General features: G+C 70.5%; 21 protein-coding genes. 13 read left to right on the top strand and 8 right to left on the bottom strand.

All coding sequences use genetic code 11. The features are described 5' to 3' along the window. Nucleotides 1–44 precede the first annotated feature (44 nt). Nucleotides 45–1,556 (top strand): 3-hydroxyacyl-CoA dehydrogenase, encoded by a 1,512-nt coding sequence (locus tag ACWDO5_RS03890; RefSeq protein ID WP_450528124.1) that lies wholly within the window; start codon nt 45–47, stop codon nt 1,554–1,556. Continuing rightward, nucleotides 1,553–2,146 carry a TetR/AcrR family transcriptional regulator gene (locus ACWDO5_RS03885; RefSeq protein ID WP_450528123.1) on the top strand — a complete coding sequence of 198 codons (594 nt, stop codon included), beginning with the start codon at nt 1,553–1,555 and terminating at the stop codon, nt 2,144–2,146. The genes ACWDO5_RS03890 and ACWDO5_RS03885 overlap by 4 nt, the downstream gene beginning before the upstream one ends. A 44-nt stretch (nt 2,147–2,190) precedes the next feature. Here ACWDO5_RS03885 and ACWDO5_RS03880 read toward each other — a convergent pair whose 3' ends face one another. Further along, nucleotides 2,191–2,721 carry an Lrp/AsnC family transcriptional regulator gene (locus tag ACWDO5_RS03880; RefSeq protein WP_450528225.1) on the bottom strand — a complete coding sequence of 177 codons (531 nt, stop codon included), beginning with the start codon at nt 2,719–2,721 and terminating at the stop codon, nt 2,191–2,193. A 204-nt stretch (nt 2,722–2,925) separates the two neighbouring features. Between ACWDO5_RS03880 and pdhA (ACWDO5_RS03875) the strand changes: the two genes are divergently transcribed. The 7 genes from pdhA (ACWDO5_RS03875) to ACWDO5_RS03845 all read left to right on the top strand — a co-directional run bounded on the left by pdhA (ACWDO5_RS03875) (nt 2,926) and on the right by ACWDO5_RS03845 (nt 11,014). After that, nucleotides 2,926–4,062 (top strand): pyruvate dehydrogenase (acetyl-transferring) E1 component subunit alpha, encoded by a 1,137-nt coding sequence (gene pdhA, locus ACWDO5_RS03875; protein ID WP_450528121.1) that lies wholly within the window; start codon nt 2,926–2,928, stop codon nt 4,060–4,062. After that, nucleotides 4,059–5,063, top strand: coding sequence for an alpha-ketoacid dehydrogenase subunit beta (locus ACWDO5_RS03870; protein ID WP_450528120.1), 1,005 nt, complete (start codon nt 4,059–4,061; stop codon nt 5,061–5,063). The genes pdhA (ACWDO5_RS03875) and ACWDO5_RS03870 overlap by 4 nt, the downstream gene beginning before the upstream one ends. Continuing rightward, nucleotides 5,063–6,466: a dihydrolipoamide acetyltransferase family protein gene (locus tag ACWDO5_RS03865; protein ID WP_450528118.1), complete on the top strand. Its 1,404-nt coding sequence runs from the start codon at nt 5,063–5,065 to the stop codon at nt 6,464–6,466. Before ACWDO5_RS03870 ends, ACWDO5_RS03865 begins: the two co-directional genes overlap by 1 nt. A gap of 111 nt (nt 6,467–6,577) precedes the next feature. Continuing rightward, entirely contained in the window at nt 6,578–7,519 is a 942-nt protein-coding gene (locus ACWDO5_RS03860; RefSeq protein WP_450528117.1) for an NTP transferase domain-containing protein, read from the top strand. Beyond that, complete coding sequence (locus tag ACWDO5_RS03855) at nt 7,516–8,922, top strand: molybdopterin molybdotransferase MoeA (protein ID WP_450528115.1); 1,407 nt, start codon at nt 7,516–7,518, stop codon at nt 8,920–8,922. Before ACWDO5_RS03860 ends, ACWDO5_RS03855 begins: the two co-directional genes overlap by 4 nt. Further along, on the top strand, nt 8,919–9,998 hold the full coding sequence (locus ACWDO5_RS03850; RefSeq protein WP_450528114.1) for a potassium channel family protein: 1,080 nt from the start codon (nt 8,919–8,921) through the stop codon (nt 9,996–9,998). The genes ACWDO5_RS03855 and ACWDO5_RS03850 overlap by 4 nt, the downstream gene beginning before the upstream one ends. Before the next feature lie 26 nt (nt 9,999–10,024). Further along, the gene (locus tag ACWDO5_RS03845) at nt 10,025–11,014 is read left to right on the top strand and encodes an NAD(P)H-quinone oxidoreductase (RefSeq protein WP_450528112.1); all 990 of its coding nucleotides are present in this window, start codon (nt 10,025–10,027) and stop codon (nt 11,012–11,014) included. 688 nt (nt 11,015–11,702) lie between these two features. Here ACWDO5_RS03845 and ACWDO5_RS03840 read toward each other — a convergent pair. The 6 genes from ACWDO5_RS03840 to ACWDO5_RS03815 form a co-directional block, all read right to left on the bottom strand. After that, nucleotides 11,703–12,251 (bottom strand): bacterial proteasome activator family protein, encoded by a 549-nt coding sequence (locus ACWDO5_RS03840; RefSeq protein WP_450528110.1) that lies wholly within the window; start codon nt 12,249–12,251, stop codon nt 11,703–11,705. Between the two features lie 117 nt (nt 12,252–12,368). Beyond that, entirely contained in the window at nt 12,369–15,233 is a 2,865-nt protein-coding gene (locus ACWDO5_RS03835; RefSeq protein ID WP_450528108.1) for an FtsX-like permease family protein, read from the bottom strand. Then, nucleotides 15,230–15,982, bottom strand: a complete 753-nt coding sequence (locus ACWDO5_RS03830) for an ABC transporter ATP-binding protein (protein ID WP_450528107.1) — start codon at nt 15,980–15,982, stop codon at nt 15,230–15,232. Before ACWDO5_RS03830 ends, ACWDO5_RS03835 begins: the two co-directional genes overlap by 4 nt. Before the next feature lie 139 nt (nt 15,983–16,121). Beyond that, on the bottom strand, nt 16,122–16,847 hold the full coding sequence (locus tag ACWDO5_RS03825; RefSeq protein WP_450528105.1) for a helix-turn-helix transcriptional regulator: 726 nt from the start codon (nt 16,845–16,847) through the stop codon (nt 16,122–16,124). An 85-nt stretch (nt 16,848–16,932) separates the two neighbouring features. Beyond that, entirely contained in the window at nt 16,933–17,553 is a 621-nt protein-coding gene (locus tag ACWDO5_RS03820) for a hypothetical protein (RefSeq protein WP_450528104.1), read from the bottom strand. A gap of 180 nt (nt 17,554–17,733) precedes the next feature. Continuing rightward, entirely contained in the window at nt 17,734–19,356 is a 1,623-nt protein-coding gene (locus ACWDO5_RS03815; RefSeq protein WP_450528102.1) for a protein kinase domain-containing protein, read from the bottom strand. Between the two features lie 416 nt (nt 19,357–19,772). On the opposite strand from ACWDO5_RS03815, the gene ACWDO5_RS03810 reads away from it, so the two are divergent. Continuing rightward, nucleotides 19,773–21,299, top strand: a complete 1,527-nt coding sequence (locus ACWDO5_RS03810; protein ID WP_450528100.1) for a protein kinase domain-containing protein — start codon at nt 19,773–19,775, stop codon at nt 21,297–21,299. 14 nt (nt 21,300–21,313) lie between these two features. Here the strand turns inward: ACWDO5_RS03810 and ACWDO5_RS03805 are convergent, their stop codons facing one another. Next, nucleotides 21,314–22,321 (bottom strand): phosphotransferase, encoded by a 1,008-nt coding sequence (locus ACWDO5_RS03805; RefSeq protein WP_450528099.1) that lies wholly within the window; start codon nt 22,319–22,321, stop codon nt 21,314–21,316. A gap of 552 nt (nt 22,322–22,873) precedes the next feature. On the opposite strand from ACWDO5_RS03805, the gene pdhA (ACWDO5_RS03800) reads away from it, so the two are divergent. The 3 genes from pdhA (ACWDO5_RS03800) to ACWDO5_RS03790 are packed head-to-tail and all read left to right on the top strand — an operon-like array spanning nt 22,874 to nt 26,438. Continuing rightward, a complete protein-coding gene (gene pdhA / locus ACWDO5_RS03800) occupies nt 22,874–24,022 on the top strand; it encodes a pyruvate dehydrogenase (acetyl-transferring) E1 component subunit alpha (RefSeq protein ID WP_450528097.1) in 1,149 nt (382 codons plus the stop codon). A 2-nt stretch (nt 24,023–24,024) separates the two neighbouring features. Continuing rightward, a complete protein-coding gene (locus ACWDO5_RS03795; RefSeq protein ID WP_450528095.1) occupies nt 24,025–25,005 on the top strand; it encodes an alpha-ketoacid dehydrogenase subunit beta in 981 nt (326 codons plus the stop codon). A 14-nt stretch (nt 25,006–25,019) separates the two neighbouring features. Then, a complete protein-coding gene (locus tag ACWDO5_RS03790) occupies nt 25,020–26,438 on the top strand; it encodes a dihydrolipoamide acetyltransferase family protein (protein ID WP_450528094.1) in 1,419 nt (472 codons plus the stop codon). Nucleotides 26,439–26,536: the final 98 nt, after the last annotated feature.

The raw sequence follows: 26,536 nt of genomic DNA, 5'->3' as shown, positions 1-26,536 counted from the left end.
GGGCCTGTCAAGCCTGTGGATAACTCATCGGGGAGGATCGCTCCATGACCGCCATCGATCAGAGCCGTACCGTCGCCGTGGTCGGCACCGGCACCATGGGACAGGGCATCGCCCAGGTCGCCCTCGCCGCAGGCCATCCCGTACGCCTCTACGACGCCCTTCCCGGACGGGCCGGCGAAGCCGCGGACGCCATCGGCGCGCGCCTCGACCGGCTGGTCGAGAAGGGCCGGATGGACGCCGCCGAGCGCGACGCGGCACGGGCCCGTCTGCACCCGGCGGCGAACCTCGCCGAGCTGGCCGATGCCGCGCTCGTCGTCGAGGCGGTTCTCGAGCAACTGGCGGTCAAGCAGGAGCTGTTCACGGCGCTGGAGGAGATCGTCGCCGACGACTGCCTGCTCGCCACCAACACCTCCTCCCTCTCCGTCACGGCCGTCGCGGGCGCCCTGAGGCACCCCGGCCGTTTCGTCGGGCTGCACTTCTTCAACCCGGCGCCCCTGCTCCCCCTCGTCGAGGTCGTCAGCGGCCACGCCACCGACGAGGCGACCGCCACGCGCGCGTGGGCGACGGCCGCCGCCTGGGGCAAGACCCCGGTGCGCTGCGCCGACCTGCCCGGCTTCATCGTCAACCGCATAGCCCGGCCCTTCTACGCCGAGGCCCTCGCGGTGTATGAGGAACACGGCACCGATCCCGCCACCATCGACGCCGTCCTCAGGGAATCCGGCGGCTTCAAAATGGGCCCCTTCGAGCTCACCGATCTGATCGGCCAGGACGTCAACGAGGCAGTCACCCGCTCCGTCTGGCAGTCCTTCTTCCACAGCCCCAAGTTCCTCCCTTCCCTAGCGCAGCGCCGTCTCGTCGAGTCGCGCCGCCTCGGCCGGAAGTCCGGCCACGGCTGGTTCTCGTACGCCGAAGGTGCGCCGAAGCCCGTACCGCACACTGCGGAGCCTCAGGAGGCCCCTGAGTACGTCGTGGTCGAGGGTGATCTGGAGCCGGCCGGAGAGCTGATCGCGATGATCCGGGAAGCGGGCATCGAGGTGCGGCAGAAGGACGAGGACAAGGGAACGCGGCTGGTGCTGCCCAGCGGCGGTCAGCTGGTGCTCGCCGACGGCCAGACATCCGTTGAATTCCGCGATGTCGTCTACTTCGACCTGGCACTCGACTACCGGGCCGCCACCCGGATCGCCCTGTCCGCCGCCGACGACGCCGGGGACGAGACGCTCGGGCAGGCGACCGGCCTCTTCCAGGCGCTCGGCAAGCAGGTCAGTGTCATCGGTGACGTACCGGGCATGATCGTCGCCCGTACCGTCGCGATGCTCGGGGACCTGGCGCTCGACGCGGTCGCCAAGGGGGTCGCGACCAAGGAGGACATCGACACGGCGATGCGCCTGGGGGTCAACTACCCTCTGGGGCCCATCGAATGGAACGACAGCCTGGGGCGCGATTGGGCGTGGGAACTGCTCGGCAATCTCCATGAGAGTGTGCCCACCGGACGCTACGCGCGGTCCCCAGCGCTCCATCAGTGGTCGTACGCGACCTCCCGCGAGGACGCCTCATGACCACCGCCAAGCGCGATACGTACACCCCCGAGACCCTGCTGACCGTCGCCGTACGGATCTTCAACGAGCGCGGCTACGACGGCACCTCCATGGAGCATCTGTCCAAGGCCGCCGGCATCTCCAAGTCCTCGATCTACCACCATGTGGCGGGCAAGGAGGAGCTGCTGCGCCGCGCCGTCAGCCGGGCGCTCGACGCGCTCTTCGCGATCCTCGACGAGCCGGGAGCCGTCCGCGGGCGGGCCATCGAGCGGGTCGAGTACGTCACCCGGCGCACCGTCGAGGTGCTGATGGCCGAGCTGCCCTATGTGACGCTGCTGCTGCGCGTACGGGGCAACACCAAGACCGAGCGGTGGGCCATGGAGCGGCGCCGGGAGTTCGACCAGCGGGTCGCCGATCTGCTGAAGGCTGCCGCGGCGGACGGCGATCTCCGCGCGGACATGGACATCCGGCTGGCCACCCGGCTGCTCTTCGGCATGGTGAACTCCCTGGTCGAGTGGTACCGGCCGCACCCGGGCGGCGGCTACGACGGCGACCAGGTCGCCGAGGCGGTCGTCAGGCTCGCCTTCGACGGCCTGCGCACGGACTCCTAGAGACTCCTGGAGCTGTCGGCGTCTCCTCCCGCTGCCGGGGGCTGCTACAGCGGTTCGGCGTCCGGAGAGGGCGGCGGAATCGGACCCTGCCCCGGCCCTGGGTCGAGATCCGTCTCCTCGAAGACCAGCAGCGTGCGGGTGGACAGTACCTCCGGGATCGATTGGAGCCTGGTCAGGACGAGCTCGCGCAGGGTGCGGTTGTCCGGTGTGTGCACCAGCAGCAGTACGTCGAAATCGCCGCTGACCAGTGCGATGTGGGCAGCTCCGGGCAGGGCCTGCAGTTGCTCGCGCACCGTGCGCCAGGAGTTCTGCACGATCTTGAGCGTGATGTAGGCGGATGCGCCCTGACCTGAGCGTTCATGGTTCACACGAGCACTGAAACCGCGGATCACGCCGTCGTCGATGAGCCGGTTGATCCGGGCGTACGCATTGGCGCGGGATACATGGACCCGCTCGGCCACGGAACGTATCGAGGCGCGACCGTCCGTCTGCAGGATGCGCAGGATGTCTCGGTCGATGGCGTCGAGCGGGCGCGGCAGAGGGGTCTGCTCCGCCCGGTCCCCGCCCTCGGCCATTTGTTCAGCTGCCATATCCCCCCGCCTTCCTAGCATGGACGACCTGTCTCTATCCCAGGCTGTGGAGAACCGTTTGTCCACAGGCTGAGGGTGCCTGTAGCCAAAATGCGTCCACGACCGAACAATCGGTAGGTGAGGCGCGCCACGCTCGGGCCGCTTCGTCGTCGCTCCCACGAGGAGGTGCTCGCGTTGAGAAAGAGCAGCATGACGGTTCAGGAGCTGCCCGGTGCCGCCGCCTACCGGCCCACCCCGCCCCCGGCGTGGAAGCCCCGTACCGACCCCGCACCACTGCTCCCGGACCCTGAGCCGTACCGCGTGCTCGGCACGGACGCAGCAGCCGGGGCCGACCCCGAGTTGCTGCTGCGGCTGTACTCGCAGCTGGTACGCGGCCGCAGGTACAACGCCCAGGCCACGGCCCTGACCAAGCAGGGCCGACTCGCCGTCTACCCGTCGAGCACCGGGCAGGAGGCGTGCGAGGTGGCGGCGGCACTGGTGCTGGAGGAGCGGGACTGGCTCTTTCCCAGCTACCGCGACACTCTCGCGGCCGTGGCGCGCGGCCTCGACCCCGTGCAGGCCCTGACCCTGCTGCGCGGCGACTGGCACACTGGCTACGACCCGCGTGAGCACCGCATAGCGCCGTTGTGCACCCCGCTTGCCACCCAGCTGCCGCACGCCGTGGGCCTGGCACACGCCGCCAGGCTCAAGGGGGACGATGTCGTCGCGCTCGCCATGGTCGGCGACGGCGGCACCAGTGAGGGCGACTTCCACGAGGCGCTGAACTTCGCCGCGGTCTGGCAGGCCCCGGTCGTCTTCCTCGTGCAGAACAACGGCTTCGCGATCTCGGTGCCGCTGGCCAAGCAGACGGCCGCGCCGTCGCTCGCCCACAAGGCCGTGGGGTACGGCATGCCGGGCCGACTCGTCGACGGGAATGACGCGGCCGCGGTGCACGAGGTGCTCGGCGAGGCCGTCGCGCGAGCCAGGCGCGGTGGCGGTCCGACGCTGATCGAGGCAGTGACGTACCGGATCGAAGCCCATACGAACGCTGACGACGCGACGCGCTACCGAGGCGAGGGCGAGGTCGAGGCCTGGCGTGCGCACGATCCGATCCGGCTGCTGGAGCGGGAGTTGACGGAGCGAGGACTGCTCGACGAGGACGGCAAACGGGCGGCGGCAGACGCGGCCGAGACGATGGCCGCGGATCTGCGCGAGCGGATGAACGCCGACCCGGTGCTCGACCCGATGGACCTGTTCGCGCATGTCTACGCCGAGCAGACCAGTCAGCTGCGGGAGCAGGCGGCGCAGCTGCGGGCCGAGCTGGACGCGGAGGGAGAGGCACGATGACCACGGCCGCGGTGAAGCCCGCATCCATGGCACAGGCATTGCAGCGCGCGATGCGCGACGCGATGGCCGCGGACCCGGCCGTTCACGTGCTGGGGGAGGACGTCGGCACGCTCGGCGGGGTCTTCCGGGTCACGGACGGGCTCACCAAGGAGTTCGGCGAGGACCGCTGTACGGACACGCCGCTCGCCGAGGCGGGCATCCTCGGCACGGCCGTCGGCATGGCGATGTACGGGCTGCGGCCGGTCGTCGAGATGCAGTTCGACGCCTTCGCGTATCCGGCGTTCGAGCAGCTGATCAGCCATGTGGCGCGGATGCGGAACCGAACGCGGGGCGGGATGCCGCTGCCGATCACCGTGCGCGTGCCGTACGGCGGCGGAATCGGCGGCGTGGAGCACCACAGCGACTCGTCAGAGGCGTACTACATGGCGACTCCGGGGCTCCATGTCGTCACGCCGGCCACGGTCGACGACGCGTACGGGCTGCTGCGGGCCGCGATCGCCTCCGACGATCCCGTGGTCTTCCTGGAACCGAAGCGGCTGTACTGGTCGAAGGCAGCGTGGTCGCCACAGGCGCCGACGGCGGTCGAGCCGATAGGCCGGGCCGTGGTCAGGCGCCCGGGGCGCAGTGCCACGCTGATCACATACGGGCCCACCGTGCCGGTCTGCATGGAGGCGGCGGAGGCCGCCGCGGCCGAGGGCTGGGACCTGGAAGTCGTCGATCTGCGCTCGCTGGTGCCCTTCGACGACGAGACGGTCTGCGCGTCCGTGCGGCGTACGGGACGGGCGGTCGTCGTCCATGAGTCGACGGGCTTCGGAGGGCCGGGCGGGGAGATCGCGGCGCGAGTGACGGAGCGCTGCTTCCACCATCTTCAGGCACCGGTGCTGCGGGTGGCCGGGTTCGACATTCCCTATCCGCCGCCGATGCTGGAGCGGCACCATCTGCCCGGAGTGGACCGCGTGCTGGACGCCGTGGCGCGGCTGCAGTGGGAGGCGGGAAGCTGATGGCTCAGGTGCTGGAATTCAAGCTCCCGGACCTCGGGGAGGGGCTGACCGAGGCCGAGATCGTGCGCTGGCTTGTGTCGGTGGGTGATGTCGTCGCGATCGACCAGCCGGTCGTCGAGGTGGAGACGGCCAAGGCGATGGTGGAGGTGCCGTGCCCGTACGGGGGCGTGGTGACCGCGCGCTTCGGCGAGGAGGGCGCGGAACTGCCGGTCGGTGCACCACTGTTGACGGTTGCGGTGGGGGCGGTGGAGTCCGGTGCCACTGGCTCTGCGGGCTCCTTGGGCTCGTCGGGGTCCTCGAACGAGTCGTCCGGCAACGTTCTCGTGGGCTATGGGACGGGGGCGCCTGCCGCCCGCCGTCGCCGGATCCGGCCTGCCGCGCCCGCCGCGGATGTTCCCGCCGTGGTCCCGGCTCCGGCACCGGCTGCGGGTCCTTCGCAGACGGCGGCGGCCCCGGCTGAGGCTGGGGAGCCCGAGTCGCGGGCTGTGCGCGCGGTGGCGGTCGAGAACACGGCGCGGGGCGGGCCCGTGCCCGTAATATCGCCGCTCGTCCGCCGACTCGCCCGTGAACACGGTCTCGATCTGCGTAAGTTGACGGGGTCCGGGCCTGACGGCCTGATCCTGCGGGTCGACGTCGAGTCCGCGATGCGGGCCGCCGAGGCACCTGCCGCGCCCGAGCACGTTGTCGCCGCAGCCCCGGCCTCCGCCGCGTCGCGCGGTGAGCGGATACCGCTGCGCGGCGTACGCGGAGTCGTGGCCGACAAGTTGTCCCGCAGCCGGCGTGAGATACCTGACGCCACCTGCTGGGTCGACGCGGACGCGACCGAGTTGATGGCCGCGCGGGCCTCGATGAACGCTGCGGGCGGTCCGAAGATCTCGCTCCTGGCACTGCTCGCCCGGATCTGCACGGCCGCCCTCTCCCGCCACCCGGAGCTCAACTCCACAGTGGACATGGAAGCCAGGGAGATCGTGCGCCTGCCCGAGGTGCATCTCGGGTTCGCGGCGCAGACCGAGCGGGGCCTGGTCGTCCCCGTAGTACGGGATGCGCACCGCCGTTCGGCCGAGTCGCTGAGCGCGGAGTTCGGACGGCTGACGGAGGCGGCCAGACAGGGGACGCTGACTCCGGCGGATCTGACGGGAGGGACGTTCACCCTGAACAACTACGGCGTGTTCGGCGTCGACGGCTCCACGCCGATCATCAACCACCCGGAGGCGGCGATGCTCGGGGTCGGCCGGATCGTGCCGAAGCCGTGGGTGCACCACGGCGAACTGGCCGTCCGCCAGGTCGTTCAGCTCTCGCTCACCTTCGACCACCGGGTGTGCGACGGCGGCGCGGCGGGCGGATTCCTGCGCTATGTCGCCGACTGTGTCGAGCATCCGGCGGTGCTGCTGCGCGGCCTGTAGGCCGACAGCGCAAGAAAAAGTCCACGAGAAGGTCTGCAGAAGAGATCCCTCGGTGCAAGAGAGATCCACTCGGGGCTCCCCGCCCACGCGATCGCGGCCCATACTTCAGGCATGACCGCGTATGACGCCATAGTGCTCGCCGGAGGTGCCGCGAAGCGGCTGGGCGGGGTCGACAAGCCGTCGGTGAGTGTGGGCGGGCGGGCCCTGCTCGACCGTGTCCTCGGAGTGTGCCGCGACGCGGGACGCACCGTTGTCGTCGGGGGGCGCCGGGCCACCGCGCGCCCGGTGGTCTGGGCGCGCGAGGAGCCCCCTGGCGGCGGGCCGCTGGCCGCGCTGGACGCGGGGGTGCGGCAGGTCGAGGCGCAGGCTGTTCTCGTGCTCTCGGCCGATTTGCCGTTCCTGGGGGAGCGGACGGTGCGGCAGCTGATCGGCACGCTCGGCACCAGCGGGCGTGAGGCGGCGGTGCTCACCGATGCGGGCGGCCGCGACCAGCCGCTCGTGGCCGCGTACCGCACCGAACCACTGCGACGTGAACTCGCTCTCCTCGCCACCGAGTACGGAAGTCTTACCGGCCTGCCACTGCGTCTGCTGACGCAAGAACTTGACCTCGCCCGGATCGACTCGGAGCCGCTCGCCTCCTTCGACTGCGACACCTGGGAGGACGTCTCCGCAGCCCGGGCCCGGATACGGGAGCATGGGAACGTGCTGGACGAATGGATCACCGCAGTCAAGAACGAACTCGGGATCGAACTCGACGTCGACACAGGCGTCCTGCTCGACCTCGCCCGGGATGCCGCGCACGGCGTTGCCCGCCCCGCGGCGCCGCTCACCACGTTCCTGGTGGGGTACGCGGCGGCCCAGGCAGGCGGCGGCGGCCCGGCGGCGGTCGCGGAGGCCGCCCGTAAAGCGGCCGCGCTCGCCGCGCGCTGGGCGGAGGAGGCCGAACAAGCCACCCCGGAAGCGGGCCCCGGCAAGCCCGGCAAGCCCGGCAAGCCCGGAAAGCCCGGAAAGCCCGCCAAGCCCGGCGAGCAGGACCAGGCCGACGCCGGATGAACGGTCGGGACCACGACTTCGACGCGGCGGACGGATCAGATGTGACCGGTGCCCCTCTCAGCGGGAGCGACGAGACCGAGTCGGACGGCGTGGAGGAGGCCCTCGCGCTGGTCGGCCAGACGCGCCAAGAGCCCGCCCACGCCCCGGGCGGCGGTCCCCCGACAGCTCGGCACCGGGCGACTGCCTGGCCCGATGCCCGCGCGCTCGCCGCGCGCATCGGGCGCTCCGCCCCACCCCGTACTCAGCGTGTGCCCCTTGATCAGGCCCTCGGGCAGGTGCTCGCGGAGCCGCTTGCCGCGCTCTGCGATCTGCCCTCCTTCGACACCTCCGCCATGGACGGCTGGGTCGTCGCGGGCCCCGGGCCATGGACCATTCAGGTGGGCGGCTCGATTCTCGCGGGGCAGGGCGCAGCCCCGCCGCTGCCCGACGGGGCTGCGGTACGGATTGCCACCGGTGCCCGTATCCCGCCCGAGGTCACAGCGGTAATTCGCAGCGAGCATGCCCGTACCGACGCGGACAAGCGCCAGCTGTACGCCGAGCGCGAGGTGATCCCCGGTCAGGACATCCGCCAGCGAGGCCAGGAGTGCCGCGTGGGCGACCAACTCCTGCCCGCCGCCTCCCTGGTGACCCCCGCAGTGCTCGGCCTCGCCGCGGCTGCCGGCTACGACGAACTGCTCACCGTTGCCCGGCCGCGCGTCGAAGTCCTGGTCCTCGGCGATGAGCTGCTCACTGCCGGACTCCCCCACGAGGGCCTCATCCGCGACGCCCTCGGGCCGATGGTCGGTCCCTGGCTGTGCGCCCTCGGCGTCGATGTCGTTGCCACACGCCGCCTCGGTGACGACTCCGAGGCCCTCCACCGTGCCGTCACCACCTCCGATGCGGATCTCATCCTCACCACCGGCGGTACGGCCGCGGGCCCGGTCGACCATGTCCACCCGGTCCTGCGGAAGGCGGGCGCCGAGTTGCTGGTCGACGGCGTCGCCGTACGCCCCGGCCATCCGATGCTGCTGGCCCGGCTCGCCGCGGACGGCGACCTCCCGGTCAGGCACCTGGTGGGTCTGCCCGGCAATCCCCTGGCCGCGGTCTCCGGGCTCCTCACGCTTGCCGAGCCGCTGCTGCGTGGACTCGCGGGCCGCCCGGCGCCCGTCCCGTATCGCGCGCCCGTACGTGATGAGGTGCACGGGCATCCGTACGACACCCGCCTTGTGCCGTTCGTGCACCGCGCCGACCGCCTTGCGCCGCTGCACTACAACGGGCCGGCCATGCTGCGTGGTATCGCCGCTGCTGATGGACTCGCCGTCGTGCCGCCGGGCGGGGCACAGGCCGGTGACGAGTTGGAGGTCCTCGATCTGCCGTGGACGTCTTGGACACCCTCGCTCGCCGAGGAAGGGCGTTTCACGTGAAACTTCCCGGCCATGACGCCATGGCCAGGCAAGCCGACGAGCAACTGGTCACCAGCCGGGTGAAACTCCCCCGCCGCGTCGTCGAGCGCCCGCTGCTCCAGGTCGGCAAACGCCTGCTGATGGCTCTGGCGGTGCTCTCTCTGACGGTGCTGCTCGTCTGGGTCGACCGAGACGGCTACCACGACAACGCTGACGAATCCGTCGACTTCCTCGACTCCGTCTACTACGCGACGGTCACCCTCTCCACCACGGGATACGGCGACATCGTCCCGCACAGCGCCGGGGCACGGCTCACCAATGTGCTGCTCGTGACGCCGCTGCGCGTGCTCTTTCTGATCATCCTGGTCGGCACCACTCTCGAGGTCCTCACGGAGAGAACCCGGGATGAGTGGCGGCTGAACCGCTGGAGGCTTCGCTTGCGTGATCACACCGTCGTCGTCGGCTTCGGCACCAAGGGCCGGTCCGCGATCCAGACGCTGACCGCCACGGGCCTGGAGAAAGCACAGATCATTGTCGTAGACCCCAGCAGCACAGTGATCGAAACCGCGAACGCCGAGGGCTTTGTGGGAGTGGTCGGCGATGCGACCCGCAGCGATGTGCTGATCCGCGCCGAGGTGCAAAGAGCGCGTCAGATCGTCATCGCGACGCAGCGCGACGACACGGCGGTGCTGGTCACGCTGACCGCGCGGCAGCTCAACCGTGGAGCGAAGATCGTCGCCGCGGTGCGCGAGGAGGAGAACGCGCCGCTGCTGCGCCAGTCCGGCGCCGACGCGGTGATCACCAGCGCCAGCGCGGCGGGGCGGCTGCTGGGTCTGTCCGTGCTCAGCCCCAGCGCGGGGACGGTGATGGAGGACCTGATCCAGCAGGGCAGCGGGCTCGATCTCATCGAGCGGCCAGTGATAAAGGCCGAGGTGGGGCGTAGCGTGCGGGAGACGGACGACCTGGTGGTGTGCGTGCTGCGGGGGCACCGGCTGATCGGATACGACGATCCTGCGGCCAGTCCATTGCAGTTGACGGACCGCCTCATCACTATCGTGCGCGCCGAGGAAGATGCATCCCTCAACCGCCCTGAATAGGGCCGCTCCGGAGTAGCCTCGCGGCCATGTATGCGATCACGATTCCCGAACCTGGCGGCCCCGAGGCGCTTGTGTGGGCCGAGGTGCCCGATCCCGTACCCGGCGAGGGGGAGGTCCTCGTCGATGTCGTGGCGAGCGCCGTGAACCGCGCCGATCTGCTGCAGCGGCAGGGTTTCTACGACCCGCCGCCTGGGGCGTCGCCGTACCCCGGCCTCGAATGCGCGGGGCGCATCGTCGCCCTGGGGCGGGGTGTCTCCGGGTGGGCCGTGGGCGACGAGGTGTGCGCGCTACTGTCCGGCGGCGGTTACGCGGAGAAGGTCGCCGTGCCGGCGGGGCAGCTGCTGCCGGTGCCGGAGGGGCTGGACCTGGTCACGGCGGCGGCGCTGCCGGAGGTGACCGCGACGGTGTGGTCGAACGTCTTCATGATCGCGCACCTGCGGCCGGGTGAAACGTTGCTGGTGCACGGGGGTGCGAGCGGGATCGGCACGATGGCGATCCAGCTCGCCAAGGCGGTGGGTGCGCGGGTGGCCGTGACGGCGGGCGGGCCCGAGAAGCTGGCGCGGTGCGCGGAGTTGGGCGCGGACATCCTGATCGACTACCGCGAGCAGGACTTCGTGGAGGAGCTCAGGAAGGCGACGGAGGGGGCGGGGGCGGACGTCATCCTCGACATCGTCGGCGCGAAGTATCTGGACCGAAATGTGCGGGCGCTGGCGGTCAACGGCCGGCTGGCCGTGATCGGGCTGCAGGGCGGCGTCAAGGGTGAGCTGAACCTGGCGGCGCTGCTGGGGAAGCGGGCGGCGGTGACGGCGACGTCGCTGCGGGGGCGGCCGCTGGGCGAGAAGGCGGCGATCGTGGCGGCGGTGCGGGAGCATGTGTGGCCGTTGATCGAGGGGGGCCGGGTGCGGGCGGTCGTGGACCGGAAGGTGGGGATGGCGGATGCGGGGGAGGGGCATCGAGTGCTGGAGTCCGGGGAGAATGTCGGCAAGGTGCTGCTGGTGGCGCCTGCGGGGGGCTGAGCGCACCCGCGGTTGACGTGCGGGCTGCGGTGCGGTGCGCGGCGGGGGTCCAGGGTGCGGGTTGGTTGTCCCACCGCCCGCCCTTGAAAGTGGGGGCACTGCGTGCCCCACGCCCCGGCTGCCGCCCCGGCTGCCGTGCCGGCTTCGCCGCAGTCTCCGCCCCCTGAACGTGGGGGACACCCCCTGAACGTGGGGGACACCACGTGCCCCACGCCCGGCTTACCGTGCAGGCTTCGCCGCACGGTGCGGGCCACGCCTTAAGGACGCCGGCGCGGGCTTCGGCCCGGCCCGCCCTGCCGGCTCGGGCTGAGTCTGGCGGCGCGGCCACGTTGAAGGGTGGCGGCGAATGCCCCCTCGCCCGCCTTGTCGGAGCAGTTGGGGATCTCGCTGCGGGTCTGACCCTGCCTGCCTGCCGTCGCGGGCCATGCTCGAGGGGGTGCCGGGCGCGGGCCTCGGGCCCCGTCCGCCCTGGCGGCGGGGGCACGCTCGAGGCTGCCGACGGGGGCCCGCGCCCGCCCTGGCGGCGTGCGCTGAGAGTGGTGGCGCGGACGTGTGACCCCCGCCCGCCCTGGCGGCTGGGGCTGTCAGTACCGTCGCGAAACTGGCCGCCCGGCGCTGGGGGTACGCCGTACCCCCAGCGGGGTACGGTACGGCGTACCCCCGTGGGGTACGCCGTACCTCCGCGCCCCTACAAATACGGCCCGGAGCGGATCGCCCCGTGCTGGCCGCCCTCGTCGTCCTCGTGCGGGGCTCCCGGGGGGAGCGCTCTGCGCATCTGTTCGAGTTGGGCGCGGGCGGCCATTTGCTGCGCGAACAGGGCCGTCTGGATTCCGTGGAACAGGCCCTCCAGCCAGCCCACCAACTGGGCCTGCGCAATCCGCAGTTCGGCCTCGGAGGGGATTGCCTCGTCGGTGAAGGGGAGCGAGAGGCGTTCGAGTTCCTCGACGAGTTCGGGGGCGAGGCCGTCCTCCAGCTCCTTGACCGAGCTGGCGTGGATCTCCTTGAGACGGACCCGGCTCGCCTCGTCCAGAGGTGCCGCTCTGACTTCCTCCAACAGCTGCTTGATCATGCTGCCGATACGCATGACCTTGGCAGGCTGTTCCACCATTTCCGTCACCGGGACCTCGCGCGACTCGTCGTCACTGCCACCGCCACCGCCGCCGAGTGCCATCCCGTCCTGCCCCACGACAAGAACGTGGGGGCTCTCCTGCGACCGTTCATTCCTCGGCATCTCCATGCCGCCATTCTCTCGCATATGTGCCTCACCACACGGTGTGCCCCCGTACGAGGGTGATCCACCCTCGTACGGGGGCACAAAGCCGCTGGATATGGCCGGATATCCTTGATACGCCGATCAGGTGGCTTCGCGGCGGGACAGCGCGCCTCGCGAGCGGGTCACCAACGCCGCCAGCAGCGCCGCGCCGACCGGGACCGCGACGAGCAGCGCGGCCAGGGTCTCCCAGGGCACGATGATCGGTACGTGCGGCACCGAGTTGAGCGAGCCGTAGCCCTGGTCCACCGCTTCCTGGTACCACTTCATCTGGTCGCGCTTCTCGGTGAGCCGCAGCCCGATCGCGGGCAGAACACCCGCCGCCGAGCCGAGGACCACACCCATCGCGGCCACCACACCGCACTGGAATCCGCTGAGCGTCCTGCGGACCCGTGGCGGCGCGCCCACAGCCGCCAGCGTCTTCAGATCGGCTTCGGCATCGGCCTGGGCGAGGCCCGTGGCGATACCGGCCGCGCCGATCGTGATCAGCCCGGCGAAGACGGTCAGCGCCAGCAGGGTGATGCTGTTCTCGCTGGTGTAGCCCTCCTCGACATGGAGGTTGAAGTCCGCGCCGGTCTTGTCGAGCTCGCTGTCCAGCCGCTGGCGCTGCTCGCTGCTCGGCATCTTGTCCGTCGAGTAGTACGCCCCGAACGGCACGGTGCTCATGCCCGCCGACTTGGCCGCGGCAGGCGGCAGGATCATCGCGACGCCGTACGAATTGGGCTCACCCGCGATCTGGTGTGCGGTAAAGCTCTTGATCTCGCCCGGCGCTTCCTTGCCCTGCTGCGCGGCCTCGTCGGCCTTCCTGGTGTCGGTGATCAGACGGATGCCGATCTTGCCCTTGGTGTCGATGCTGCGCTTGTCGAACGACACGATCTGCCCGGCCGCCAGCGCCTTCTCGGCCGCAGCGTCGTTGATCGCGAGGACCTTCAGCAACTTCGCGTCACCGACCAGCACACCGCCGTCGACATAGCTGCCGCCGCCCGGGAACCCCTTGCAGCGCCAGTCGTCGGCGAGTTTGCGGCGCTCGGCCGTGGTGAACTTTGACGCGGGGTCCTCGTAAGGGTTGGCCGGGTCGGTCATCCACAGCGGGCACTGGTTGGCCTTGGGCACGACTACCTCGTAGTGGCCGCACCCCTCTCCGCCGCCGTACATCGAGCAGTTGGCCTTGCCGACCGAGATCCGGTCCACATCGGCCCGTAGGTCGATGGGCAGCATCTTCTGCACGGTGGCGCGCACTGCCGGGACGTCCCGGCCACCGGCCTCGTCGAGCATCACCGAGACCGCGCCGTGCGGGAGGCGTGCCTCGTACTCCGCCCTGCTCTGGGCGTCCTGGCTGGCGGCGTATGTCGCCACGGCCACGGTGCCCGCGACGGCGGCCAGCACCGCGGCCACGGCGGGAGCCGTGCGGCCACGGTTGCGTACCGCATCCCGCAGCGCGAGCCGCGGGGAGAGCGGAAGGATGCGTCCGGTCCGGCCGAACAGGCCCACCAGGGCGGGGGTCAGCGCGACCACGCCCAGTTCGGCGAGGGCGCTGCCGCCCGCGACGACGATGAACTGGTCGGTCATCACCGAACCGTAGAGCGCGATCGCCGCGCCAAGACCGACCGCGATCAGGCCGATCACCGGCAGTACGCGGCTGCTCTTGCGTACGCCCCGACGGCCGGTCAGCGAGGCAAGCACGGACTGGCGGGACGAGGTGATGGCCGGGACGATCGCGGCCATCAGGCCCGTGAGCACGGCGAGCAGCCCGATGCCGAGCAGTTCCAGCGGGCGTACGTCGAAGCTGCCGAAGCGCTTGCCTATGAAGTCCTCGAGCAGCGGCTGCAGCGCGAAGGTGAGAAGCAGGCCGAGGACCGTGCCGACCACCGCCGCGGCGATGCCGATCACCAGGCCGCCGGCGAGGACGATGGCGCGGATGTGGCGGCGGTCGCCGCCGTTCGCGCCCACCAGGCCGAGCTGGCGGCGGGAGCGCCGGGCGCCGACCGCGAAGGCGGGCCCTGCCAGCAGGCAGATTTCCAGCATCGCGAGGCCGACGACGGTGCCGATCGCGGCGAGCGCCGCGGCCTTGGCGGCCGTGCTCTCCTCGTAGTTGCCCCAGCCCCCTTGGTGGTAGAGCGGAACGTCGGAGTCGGCGGGCGGGTCGAGGGCCACGGCGCGCGACTTGACCATTACGCCCTTGGCGTTGGCCTCCTTGACCATGTTCCACGTGAAACCACCGGGAATGCTCACCAGATGCGTGGTGCTTGCCCCGGTCACGGGCAGCCCGGCCGTTTCCAGGGCCTTGTCGAGCGGGGCGAGGAGCGCGCCCGGCAGCGCGTTGACCTGGTCGATGTCCAGTGCGTCGGGGAGTTCGTACGCACCGACGATCTTGTACTCGCGGTCGAGTCCGCGGGCCGTGAGCGTGGAACCCACCTTCAGACCGCTGGTCTGAAGGAAATGCGTGGTCGCGGCGACCTCGTCGGCCTTCTGTGGGAGCCGGCCCCGGTCGACGACCACGATGCCCTTGGCCATCGGGTGCGAGGCCTCCAGCTCACGGATCTCGGCGTTCAACAGACCGTGCGTGGTGCGCAGCTTGCCCCAACCCAGCGAGTCCGTCAGGGACTTGGCGCCGGTGGGCAGTGCCTTGGCGACGTCGGTCCTGCCCTCGGGAAACGGCTTGTTCTCGAAGTCTTCCACCGGCTTTGCGCCGTTGCCGTCGGGGGCCTGCATGATGGGCACGCCGCCCATGCCGAAGTCTGACATCTGTGCGTCGGCGGCGCCCAGCGAGCGCTCGAGGCTCTGCTCGGTCGACAGCTCGGCGCTGCGCAGGGTCAGATCCGTGGCGCTCACGCCGAGGATGGGCAGGGCGATCATGGCGAGGACGAGGAAGCTGCGTCCCTTGGATCGCCAGGCGTCGCGGCGGGCGATCCGGATCGCGGCCCGCCAGGAGTGGTACCAACTGTTCACAGTTCGGCCGCCTGGCCTGAGAGCAGCGAGTCGGCCTGGCTGCGGAAGGTCTGGTCGACGACGGCGCCGTCGCGCAGGAAGACCACACGGTCCGCCCAGGCCGCGAAGCGCGGCTCGTGGGTGACGAGAATGCCGGCCGCGCCGCTGTCGCAGCGGGAGCGCAGCAGGGCGAGGACGGACTCGCCGGTCTCGGAGTCCAGGGCGCCGGTCGGCTCGTCGGCGAGGACGAGCCGGCGCTCGCCGACCAGGGCGCGGGCGATGGCCACGCGCTGCTGCTGGCCGCCCGACATCTCGTCGGGGAAGCGGTCGGCGAGATGACCGAGCTCCATCTCCTCCAGCGCGGCGACGGCCTCGGTACGGGCCTTGCGTGCGGAGATGCCGTCCAGCTCGCGCGGCAGGGAGACGTTCTCGGCGGCGGTGAGCGCCGGGATGAGGTTGTAGTCCTGGAAGACATAGCCGATGCTGCGGCGGCGCAGGGCAGCGAGCGTCTTGCGGTCGGCGGTGGTGATGTCGGTGTTCTCGACGATCACACGCCCCGAGGTGGGGGTGTCAAGTCCGCCCGCGATGGTGAGCAGCGTGGACTTGCCGGAGCCGGACGGGCCCATGACGGCGACGAGTTCGCCGGGGAAGACATCGAGGTTGATGCCGCGCAGGGCATGCACCTCGGTGGCGCCGCTGCCGTGAACTCGGGTGAGTTGCTGGAGTTGCAGCACTGGCTGCTGTGACTTCTGTGACTGGTGGTCGGACATGGATGGGTCCCCCCTTGGACGGTCGGTCTACGAGCGGGCGATGCCGCGAGCGGATGTACGGAGGTTGGGTGAGCTGGGTCTGTTGGTGAGCTGGGTGAGCTGGACGTTTCGGCGGACTACGTCGGCGGCGTTTTGCGGACTACGTGGGCGGCGCGGGCCGTGCGCGCGCCGGGCCTGACGGCGCCGCCGGAGATGCCGGGCCCGCCTCGCCTGCCGATGGCGGCCCCGTCGGAGGCGCAGAAGACGCCCGCCCCGCCGGGGTACCGAGCAGGGACGCGGCCGTCGTGTGCTCCGCTCCGCGGTCGGCTCCCCGGCCGGCCGCCGCGGAGAGCCGGATGAGCCGCACCTCGCAATGGTCGAGCCAGCGTGCCTCGGCCTCGGTCTGGAAGATCAGCTGTTCCAGCACGAGCAGCCAGGCCACGTCGTCGCGTTCCTGCGAGCCCCCGCTCTCGATCGCGGCCAGCGCCTGCGCTTTGAGCCGGGTGTAGTCCTGCATCGCCTTCACAGTGTGGTGGCGCTGGGACTGGATGACGGCACGGATGTCCACACCGGGCGCACCCACCGCCATCGCGAGCTTGATCGCCAGCTCGTCACGGGGCGGGCTGCTGCGGTCCACGGGCGTCGCGAACCAGCTCTTCAGCTCGGTGCGTCCGGCATCGGTGATGGCGTAGAGCGCATGTCCCGCGTCGTCCTCGCCGCCCTGGACGACCATTCCGTCGCGCTCCATGCGGTTGAGGGTCGTGTAGACCTGACCGACGTTGAGCGGCCAGGTGGCTCCGGTGCGCGACTCGAACTCCGTACGGAGCTGGGAGCCGTAGCGAGGGCCGTGCTCGAGGAGGGCAAGGAGCCCGTGGCGGATGGACATACTCGGTATGTATACCGGGTATGCCGACCGCCGCCAACCATCGAGAGGCGGAGGCTGCGCGTCCATCCTGAGGAGGACGAGAAGATCAACGACGCCGGAGCCGCACCCCGAGGAAGCCGATTCCGAGTCCCATGAGCGCCATCCCGACCCCCAGTGACAGCGGGGAGATCTGGTGCACGACAGGCTCGGGTACGGCCTGGGGTGCCTGGTCACGTGCGGCGGCGGGTGGCGTCGGGCTGGGCGTGGGCGCCGGGAACTCCTCGGCCTCCTCCTGTCCCTCCTGCTCCTGCTCCTCCTGCCCCTCCTCCTCCTCCTGCCCCTCCTCCATTTCCTCCTCCCGCTCCTCCGTCTCGAGTGCCTCGTCCTCTCCAGGAGAGTGCTTCGGCGCGGAGGGTCGCGTACGGGACGAAGTGGCCGACGCGGAATCGGACGCGGAATCGGACGCGAAGGGCTTACGGTCGGGGCGGTCCTCACCGTCCGGGCTCTCGGACTCGTCCGGGCTGGGCGACTGGGGAGTCCGTCCGGGCCGCTGCCGCCCCTCCCCAGCCTGCCGCCCCGCGAGCGAAGCGGAGGCGGAAACAGTCGGCTTGGCGATAGGCGTGGCGCTCGGGGTGCGCTCGGGGGCCTCGGACTCCTCGGCGTACGCAAGGGGCGTGGCCAGTAGCAGGAGCGAGGCGACCGCGATCGCGCACCGTGTGCGGAGCATTGGAGTCACGGCGTGACCCCCTCCCGTGCCGAGTCGCCGAGATGGCGCCGATATCGGACTCAGCGTCACATGCCGTGACACTTCCGGCATCCCGGGGGAGGGAATGGGGAGGGGAATGGGTGACGGCCCGGCACGCGCAGTGCGTGCCGGGCCGTCACCGACGAAGCCGTGCGGACCGGGCTACGACGACTTGCCCGTTGAGACCTGCAGCTCGAACTCCTGGTTGCCCGGCACTACGGCCTGCCCCTGGCTGGGGTACTGCTGGACCACTGCGTCCTTGGGGTACTGAGGGTTGTCCACCTCGGTCACCTTCCATGTCCACCTTACGGCCCCCAGACACTCCTTCACCGACAGCAGGTCCTTGTAGAGGAGGTTGGGGGCCTGGACCTTCGCCGGGTCCGTGCCGTCCTCCGTGGCGTCCGAGCACTCCGTCTTGTCGATCGTCCGGGTGCGGTCCGGAGCCAGCCCCCCCGACTCCGCCGACTGGCTCGAGGTCGGGTCGCCGCCCGCGTTGTCCCCCGTCCCGGGGTCCTTGTTCAGCGCGATCGCCGTGATCAGGCCGCCGATCGCCAGCAGCGCCACCACTATCGCGCCCACGATGACCGGCATGTTCCGCTTGCCGCCGCCACCGCCGCCGCCCGAAAGCCCCGTCTGGGGCGTGATGTTGTACGGCGGCGGCGTCGACGCCACCGGCCCAGGAGTCTGGTAGACGGGAGGGGCCGTGTGCGGGTACCCGTACTGCGGCGCCGGAGCGTGGGCCTGCATGGGCGACGGAGTCGGCGGGCCGTACGGACCCGGCTGGTACGGCGTCTGCACGCTCTGCGGCGCCGGAGTCGACTGATCCAGCGGCGGGAACACCGCGGAACCCACCCCCGCGCCGCTCGTCGCCGGAGCACCGCCGATGATCACCGGCGCGCCCGTCTGCCCGGCGCTCGCCACCCGCGCGCACTCGTAGCGCATCGCGGCCGCGCTCGGGAAACGCTCGTTCGGGTTCTTCTTCAGCGCCCGCGCGACCAGCGCGTCCATCGCCGGGGTGACGGAGCGGTTGATCGTGGACGGCGCGACCGGCTCCTCCTGCACATGCGCGTACGCGATCGCCAGGGGCGAGTCCGCGTCGAACGGGATCCGCCCGGTCAGCAGCTGGAACAGCATGATGCCGACGGAGTAAAGGTCGGAGCGCGCATCGACGCCGCGCCCCAGCGCCTGCTCGGGTGACAGATACTGCGGAGTGCCGACCACCATGCCGGTCTGCGTCATCGAGGTGACGCCCGACTGCATGGCGCGCGCGATGCCGAAGTCCATCACCTTGACGATGCCCCGCTTGGTCATCATCACGTTGCCGGGCTTGATGTCCCGGTGGACCAGGCCCATTTCATGGCTGGTCTCCAGCGCGGCCAGCACATCGGCCGTAACCTTCAGCGCCTTGTCGGCCGGCATCGCGCCGTACTGCTGAATGTCCGCCTGCAGTACGGATCCGAGCGGCTGGCCCTCCACGTACTCCATGACGATGTACGGCATCAGAGAGCCGTCGAGCTCGTCCTCGCCGGTGTCGAAGACCGAGACGATATTGGTGTGCGACAGCTTGGCGACCGCCTGCGCCTCGCGTCGGAACCGCTCGCGGAAGGACTGCTCCCGCCCCAGTTCCGTATGGAGTGTCTTGATGGCGACCTGGCGGTCGAGCGCCGAGTCGTACGCCAGATACACGGAGGCCATGCCGCCCTGGCCGAGCAGGTCGCGAAGTTGATACCGGCCGCCCGCCACGGAACCACCCGCATAGCGGCCCTGTGCGCCGTCCTGGCTCATGACTGTGCATCCCCCTCGGCGCGAAGGCCCGATGGCCCGCGATGATCCCGTTGCTCTTTGATCCGTGCGCTGTGTTGCGCGGTGCTCTGTGTTGCGCAGCGTTCTGTGTTGCGCAGTGTTCTGTGTCCGGATCCGTATTACGTGATCCGTATTACGGGGCAAGTCTGCCCGAGGGGTCCGGCACGTCAAGCCAGGTGCCCGTTCCGTGACCGTACGCACAGGAAGAGTCTCGGAAGCGTTACAGGAAAAGCATGGAATTTGCATGGCCGCACGGGCAGCAGGTTTGATGGCCGGTCCACATCGAAAGGGGCCACTCGCGCGAAGGCTGTAGCGTGACGTGGCAGAGCACTCTGAGGACAACAGCGAACACCCGCACGCACAGTGCGCACGCGGACAGATTACGACGGCGAGGACTGATGGCACCCGAACCCGAAGCAGGCGGCGGCGGAGTGCCGGATGCGGCGGACTCCTGGGGCATCGGCGGACTGGTCGGCGACGGCCGCTACCGCCTGACGCACCGTCTCGGACGCGGCGGCATGGCCGAGGTGTTCGCGGCGGAGGACGTACGGCTCGGCCGCACGGTCGCCGTCAAGCTGCTCCGTTCCGATCTCGCCGAGGACCCGGTCTCCAAGGCCCGCTTCACGCGCGAGGCGCAGTCGGTCGCCGGCCTCAACCACCACGCCGTGGTCGCGGTCTACGACTCCGGCGAGGACGTGGTGGGCGGCCAGACCGTCCCGTACATCGTGATGGAGCTGGTCGAGGGGCGCACCATCCGCGATCTGCTGGTCAATGCGGAGGCCCCGCCGCCCGAGCAGGCGCTGATCATCGTCTCCGGTGTGCTGGAGGCGCTCGCCTACTCGCACCAGCACGGCATCGTGCACCGCGACATCAAGCCGGCGAACGTCATCATCACCAACTCCGGTGCGGTGAAGGTGATGGACTTCGGCATCGCGCGCGCCCTGCACGGCGCGCAGTCGACGATGACCCAGACCGGCATGGTCATGGGCACGCCGCAGTACCTCTCCCCCGAGCAGGCGCTGGGCAAGGCCGTCGACCACCGCTCCGATCTGTACGCCACGGGCTGTCTGCTCTACGAACTCCTCGCCCTGCGGCCCCCGTTCACCGGTGAGACCCCGCTCTCGGTGGTCTACCAGCATGTCCAGGACATCCCGGTGCCGCCGTCGGAGGTCTCCGACGCGGTGCCGCCGGAGCTCGACGGGCTGGTGATGCGCTCGCTCGCGAAGGACCCGGACGACCGGTTCCAGAGCGCGGAGGAGATGCGCGGTCTGGTCCAGTACGGGCTGCAGATGCTGCAGCAGCAGGGCAGCCACAACGGCACCTGGGGCACCGGTCCGGTCGAGACGCACGACGGCGGATTCACCCCGGCGATGGGGACGACCGGACCGACCGCGATGCACCACCCCGTGCACGGCGAGACCTCGCAGAGCCCGATCCTGCCGCCGATGAACCCGAACGACGGGGGATACGACGGCGGTCACCGGGACGGCCGGGGCGGCAAGGGCGGCGGCCGCGGAAAGATGTGGCTGTTCGCCGTGTTCGCGGTGATCGCCATAGCGGCGGGCATCGCCTTCGCGCTGGACAGGGCGGGCAAAACCGACAACCGCCCGAACGACAACACCACGGTCTCCCAGACCCCGTCGACGCCGGACGCCTCGCCGACGCCGACCGAGGAACAGACGCAGCAGAGCGAGGAGCCGCCCCCCACGCGCGACAATCAGCAGCCGTCCTGGACGCCGTCCGACACTCCCTCGTTCACGCCGAGTGATCCGCAGACGCCGACGGACGCCCCGACCACGGCCGACCCGACGCAGCCGACCGACGGCCCGACGGACCAACCGACCACCGCCGATCCCACGGCGCCGACCGACCCCCCTTCGCAGTCGACGGGCAACCCGGGCGACCCGGGAGCCAGCACCGGCTGACGGGGCCGACGGTCTCACCCCGCGAAGGCCTCGCACACCGCCTCGTACTCCCTCGTCCACCACACCGCCAGGGCCGACGCCGCAGGAAACTGCGGGTCGGCCCTTCGGTCGTGCAGCTGGTAGCGCCAGCGCAGGATCCAGAAGTCGTTGAGCCGCTCCCACCACACCCGGTGCACCGCCGCCGCCAGCTCCGCCGCGTCCGCGCGGGCCGCCCGCCGGTAGGCCTGTGCGTATGCCCGTACCTTCGTCAGCTCCAGCTCCCCGGCCGGCTGGACGAAGAAGATCGCCGCTGCCCGTACCGCCTCCTCCGCGCGCGGGAGCACCCCCAGCCGGTCCCAGTCGACGATCGCGGCCGGCTCCGCGCCCCGGTAGAGCAGATTCAGCGGGTGGAAGTCGCCGTGCACCCAGCAGCCCGCGGAGGCCGGCGGCGGTCTGCGGTCGGCATGGCGCTCCAGCAGGGCGCGCCGTTCGAGCAGCCGGTGCTCGGCGAGGCCGTCGAAGGCGTCCCGGGGCCGCGCACTGCGCGCCAGCCTCAGCAGTTCGTCGATGAGCGCGAAGGTCTCCTCGGGGTCGGCGCTCTCGTACTCCCGGCACGCTGCGGCGTCCACCGCCATGACCCGCTCCAGACAGGTGTGTACGAGGCCAAGGAGTGAGCCGAGCCGCCGCGACTGGAGGGTGGTCAGCTGCGCCCCGTCGCGGTGCCGTCCGTCGATCCAGGGGTGCAGGGCGTAACACCGTCCGCCGATGACCGCGACCGTGTCGCCGTACGCGTCCTCGACGGGCGGCGCGACCGGCACACCGAGCGTCTGGAGCCGCTGGGTGGCCCGGTGCTGGCGGGCGATGGCCTCGCGGTCGCCGTCGAGGTGGTGCTTGAGGAAGTACGCGCCACGGGTGGTGGCGAGCCGGTAGCCGCGGTTGAGGAGCCCCTGGGTGACGGGCTCGCAGGAGACGGGTTCGCCCGGGTCGGCGTAGCGGCGCAGCAGCGCATCGACGGGTGGGGCAGTTGCAGATGAGCGCGGCACCCGCCAGATGGTAGATCACGCAGCGTGGCCGAGCGGCAGCCCTTGCAGATAGTGCCAGCGTGTGCATGGTGACAAACTAGGGCGAAACGTGCATATGCTCCGGATTGAGGTCCTGGCCGTCCATACGGTGGGGTGCGGGACCGAAGAGCAAAGGTCGTGGACGCCACGCCGGACGACATCGTGGTCCCCAAAGCCAGGAATAGAATGATTTTTACCTCTTCGCGCAAGAAGGCGGCCTCACGCATCTACTCTTCCCGTGTCCGGGGTGCCCGGGATAACGTGCCCGTGTTCCGGCGGCCTGCAAGGCTGTGACCAGTGGTTGTTCCCGAATTTCTCGATTTACTTGGAAATCCAAGCAAAATCGCAGGTCAAATGAGGTTTCGCAGTAATGCTTCCCACTGGGTAACGTGCCATTGGCAGGGCGCTCGCCGGGGCACCTGTCACGCCTGATTCCCGCCGAGCGGCACCCACCCCGTGCACGGGTACGGGAAACAGGCGAGCCGCACTGGCCAACCGGCGAACCCGGGGCCGGACCGACGGAGGAGCACGCACGTGACCGTGGAGAGCACTGCCGCGCGCAAACCGCGACGCAGCAGCAAGCGCGTCAGCGCCGCGAAGAAGCCACAGAGTTCCGAGCCCCAGCTCGTACAGCTGCTGACGCCCGAGGGTGAGCGCGTCGAGCACCCGGAGTACGAGATCGACCTGACCCCCGACGAGCTGCGCGGGCTTTACCGGGACATGGTCCTGACCCGCCGCTTCGACGCCGAGGCCACCGCTCTCCAGCGGCAGGGCGAACTCGGCCTGTGGGCGTCGCTGCTGGGCCAGGAGGCCGCACAGATCGGCTCGGGCCGTGCGCTGCGCGACGACGACTATGTCTTCCCGACCTACCGCGAGCACGGCGTTGCCTGGTGCCGCGGGGTCGACCCGACCAATCTGCTCGGCATGTTCCGCGGTGTGAACCACGGCGGCTGGGACCCGAACAGCAACAACTTCCACCTGTACACGATCGTCATCGGCTCGCAGACGCTGCACGCCACCGGCTACGCGATGGGCGTGGCCAAAGACGGTGCCGACTCCGCCGTGATCGCGTACTTCGGCGACGGCGCGTCCAGTCAGGGCGACGTCGCCGAGTCGTTCACCTTCTCCGCGGTCTACAACGCCCCGGTCGTCTTCTTCTGCCAGAACAACCAGTGGGCGATCTCCGAGCCGACCGAGAAGCAGACCCGCGTGCCGCTCTACCAGCGCGCCCAGGGCTTCGGCTTCCCCGGGGTCCGTGTCGACGGCAACGACGTGCTCGCCTGCCTGGCCGTGACCCGCTCGGCGCTGGAGCGGGCCCGTCGCGGCGAGGGCCCGACGCTGATCGAGGCGTTCACCTACCGGATGGGCGCGCACACCACCTCGGACGACCCGACCAAGTACCGGGCCGACGAGGAGCGCCAGGCCTGGGAGGCCAAGGACCCGATCCTGCGGCTCCGTACGTACCTGGAGAAGGCCGGCCTCGCCGACGAGGCGTTCTTCACGTCCCTGGACGAGGACAGCGAGACGCTCGGCAAGCGGGTGCGTGAGGCCGTACGGGCCATGCCCGACCCCGACCACCTGGCGATCTTCGAGAATGTCTACGCCGACGGGCACGCGCTCGTCGACGAGGAGCGCGCCCAGTTCATCGCGTACCAGGCGTCCTTCGCCGAGGAGGGCAACTAACCATGGCTGTACAGAAGCTCCCCATCGCGAAGGCACTCAACGAGTCGCTGCGCAAGGCGCTCGAGACCGACCCCAAGGTCCTGATCATGGGCGAGGACGTCGGCAAGCTCGGCGGCGTCTTCCGGGTCACCGACGGACTGCAGAAGGACTTCGGCGAGGACCGGGTCATCGACACCCCGCTCGCCGAGTCCGGCATCGTCGGCACGGCGATCGGTCTCGCGCTGCGCGGCTACCGGCCCGTTGTGGAGATCCAGTTCGACGGCTTCGTCTTCCCCGCGTACGACCAGATCGTCACGCAGCTCGCGAAGATGCACGCCCGCGCGCTCGGCAAGATCAAGATGCCGGTTGTCATCCGCATTCCGTACGGCGGCGGCATCGGCGCGGTCGAGCACCACAGCGAGTCCCCCGAGTCGCTCTTCGCGCATGTCGCGGGCCTCAAGGTGGTCTCGCCGTCCAACTCCTCCGACGCGTACTGGATGCTCCAGCAGGCGATCCAGAGCGACGACCCGGTCATCTTCTTCGAGCCGAAGCGGCGGTACTGGGACAAGGGCGAGGTCGACACCGAGGCCATCCCCGGCCCGCTGCACAAGGCTCGCGTCGCGCAGGCCGGTGCGGACATCACGCTCGTGGCGTACGGTCCGATGGTGAAAGTCTGCGTCGAGGCGGCGGCAGCGGCCGCCGAAGAGGGCAAGTCGGTGGAGGTCATCGACCTGCGCTCGATGTCCCCGATCGACTTCGACACCATCCAGACGTCGGTGGAGAAGACAGGCCGGCTGGTCGTGGTGCACGAGGCCCCGGTCTTCTACGGTTCCGGCGCGGAGATCGCCGCCCGGATCACCGAGCGGTGCTTCTACCAACTGGAGGCCCCGGTGCTGAGGGTCGGCGGCTTCCACGCGCCGTACCCGCCGGCCAGGCTCGAGGAGGAGTACCTCCCGGGTCTTGACCGGGTGCTGGACGCCGTCGACCGCTCGCTCGCGTACTGAGGAGTGCCGTGACCATGACTGACACTTCCACTCGCTTCCGTGAGTTCAAGATGCCCGATGTGGGCGAGGGGCTGACCGAGGCCGAGATCCTCAAGTGGTACGTCCAGCCCGGTGACGCGGTCACGGACGGCCAGGTCGTGTGCGAGGTCGAGACGGCGAAGGCGGCCGTCGAGCTGCCGATCCCGTACGACGGCGTGGTGCACGAGCTGCGCTTCGAGGAGGGCACGACCGTCGACGTCGGCACGTCGATCATCACGATCGATGTGGCGCCGGGGAGCGGTGACGCGCCTGCCGCGCCCGTTGTCCAGACGTCGGCCGCACCCGTCGCTCCCGCCGTCGAGGAGGCCGAGCCGAAGAGCCGCCAGCCCGTCCTCGTCGGCTACGGCGTCGCCGAGACCTCCACCAAGCGCCGCGCCCGCAAGGGGACGGCGGCGGTGCCGGAGCAGGCCGCCGCGGCAGCCGCGGTCCAGGCCGAGATGAACGGCCACGGCCACAGCGGCACGGCGACCGCGACCGCGGCGCGCCCGCTCGCCAAGCCGCCGGTCCGCAAGCTCGCCAAGGACCTGGGCATCGACCTGGCGACGGTCACCCCGACCGGTTCCGACGGCGTCATCACCCGGGAGGACGTCCACGCGGCGGCCGCTCCGGCGACGGCGCCCGCGCCCGCGCCTGCGGCCGCCCCCGTCCCGCCGCAGCCCGTGGCCGAGGCCCCGGCCCCCGTCACGGCGGGCGCGCGCGAGACCCGTATCCCCATCAAGGGCGTACGGAAGGCCACCGCGGCGGCGATGGTCGGCAGCGCTTTCACCGCGCCGCACGTCACGGAGTTCATCACGCTCGACGTGACGCGGACGATGAAGCTGGTCGACGAGCTCAAGGCCGACAAGGACATGGCGGGGCTGCGGGTCAATCCGCTGCTGCTGATCGCCAAGGCGCTGCTGGTCGCGATCAAGCGCAACCCGCAGGTCAACGCCGCCTGGGACGAGGCCAATCAGGAGATCGTGCTCAAGGAGTACGTCAACCTGGGCATCGCGGCCGCCACCCCGCGCGGCCTGATCGTCCCGAACATCAAGGACGCGCACGCCAAGACGCTGCCCGAACTGGCAGCGGCGCTGGGCGAGTTGGTCTCCACCGCCCGCGAGGGCACGACGACCCCGGCGGCGATGCAGGGCGGCACGGTGACCATCACCAACGTCGGCGTCTTCGGCGTCGACACCGGTACGCCGATCCTCAACCCCGGCGAGTCCGCGATCCTCGCGGTCGGCGCGATCAAGCTCCAGCCGTGGGTCCACAAGGGCAAGGTCAAGCCGCGCCAGGTCACCACGCTCGCGCTCTCCTTCGACCACCGCCTGGTCGACGGCGAGCTCGGCTCCAAGGTTCTCGCGGATGTCGCGGCGATCCTGGAACAGCCCAAGCGGCTGATCACCTGGGCCTGACCGGCCCGCGACCGGCCTGACGGCAGCCGCCCCGTTCCACGCTGCGGAACGGCTTCCACAGGTACACCGTGTCGCCGAAGATCGCGGGCCCGGCCTCC

It is taken from the genome of Streptomyces sp. NPDC000880, assembly GCF_053599675.1.
The sequence above is the reverse complement of the archived record's forward strand: the minus strand, read 5'-3'. Positions and strand labels throughout refer to the sequence as shown.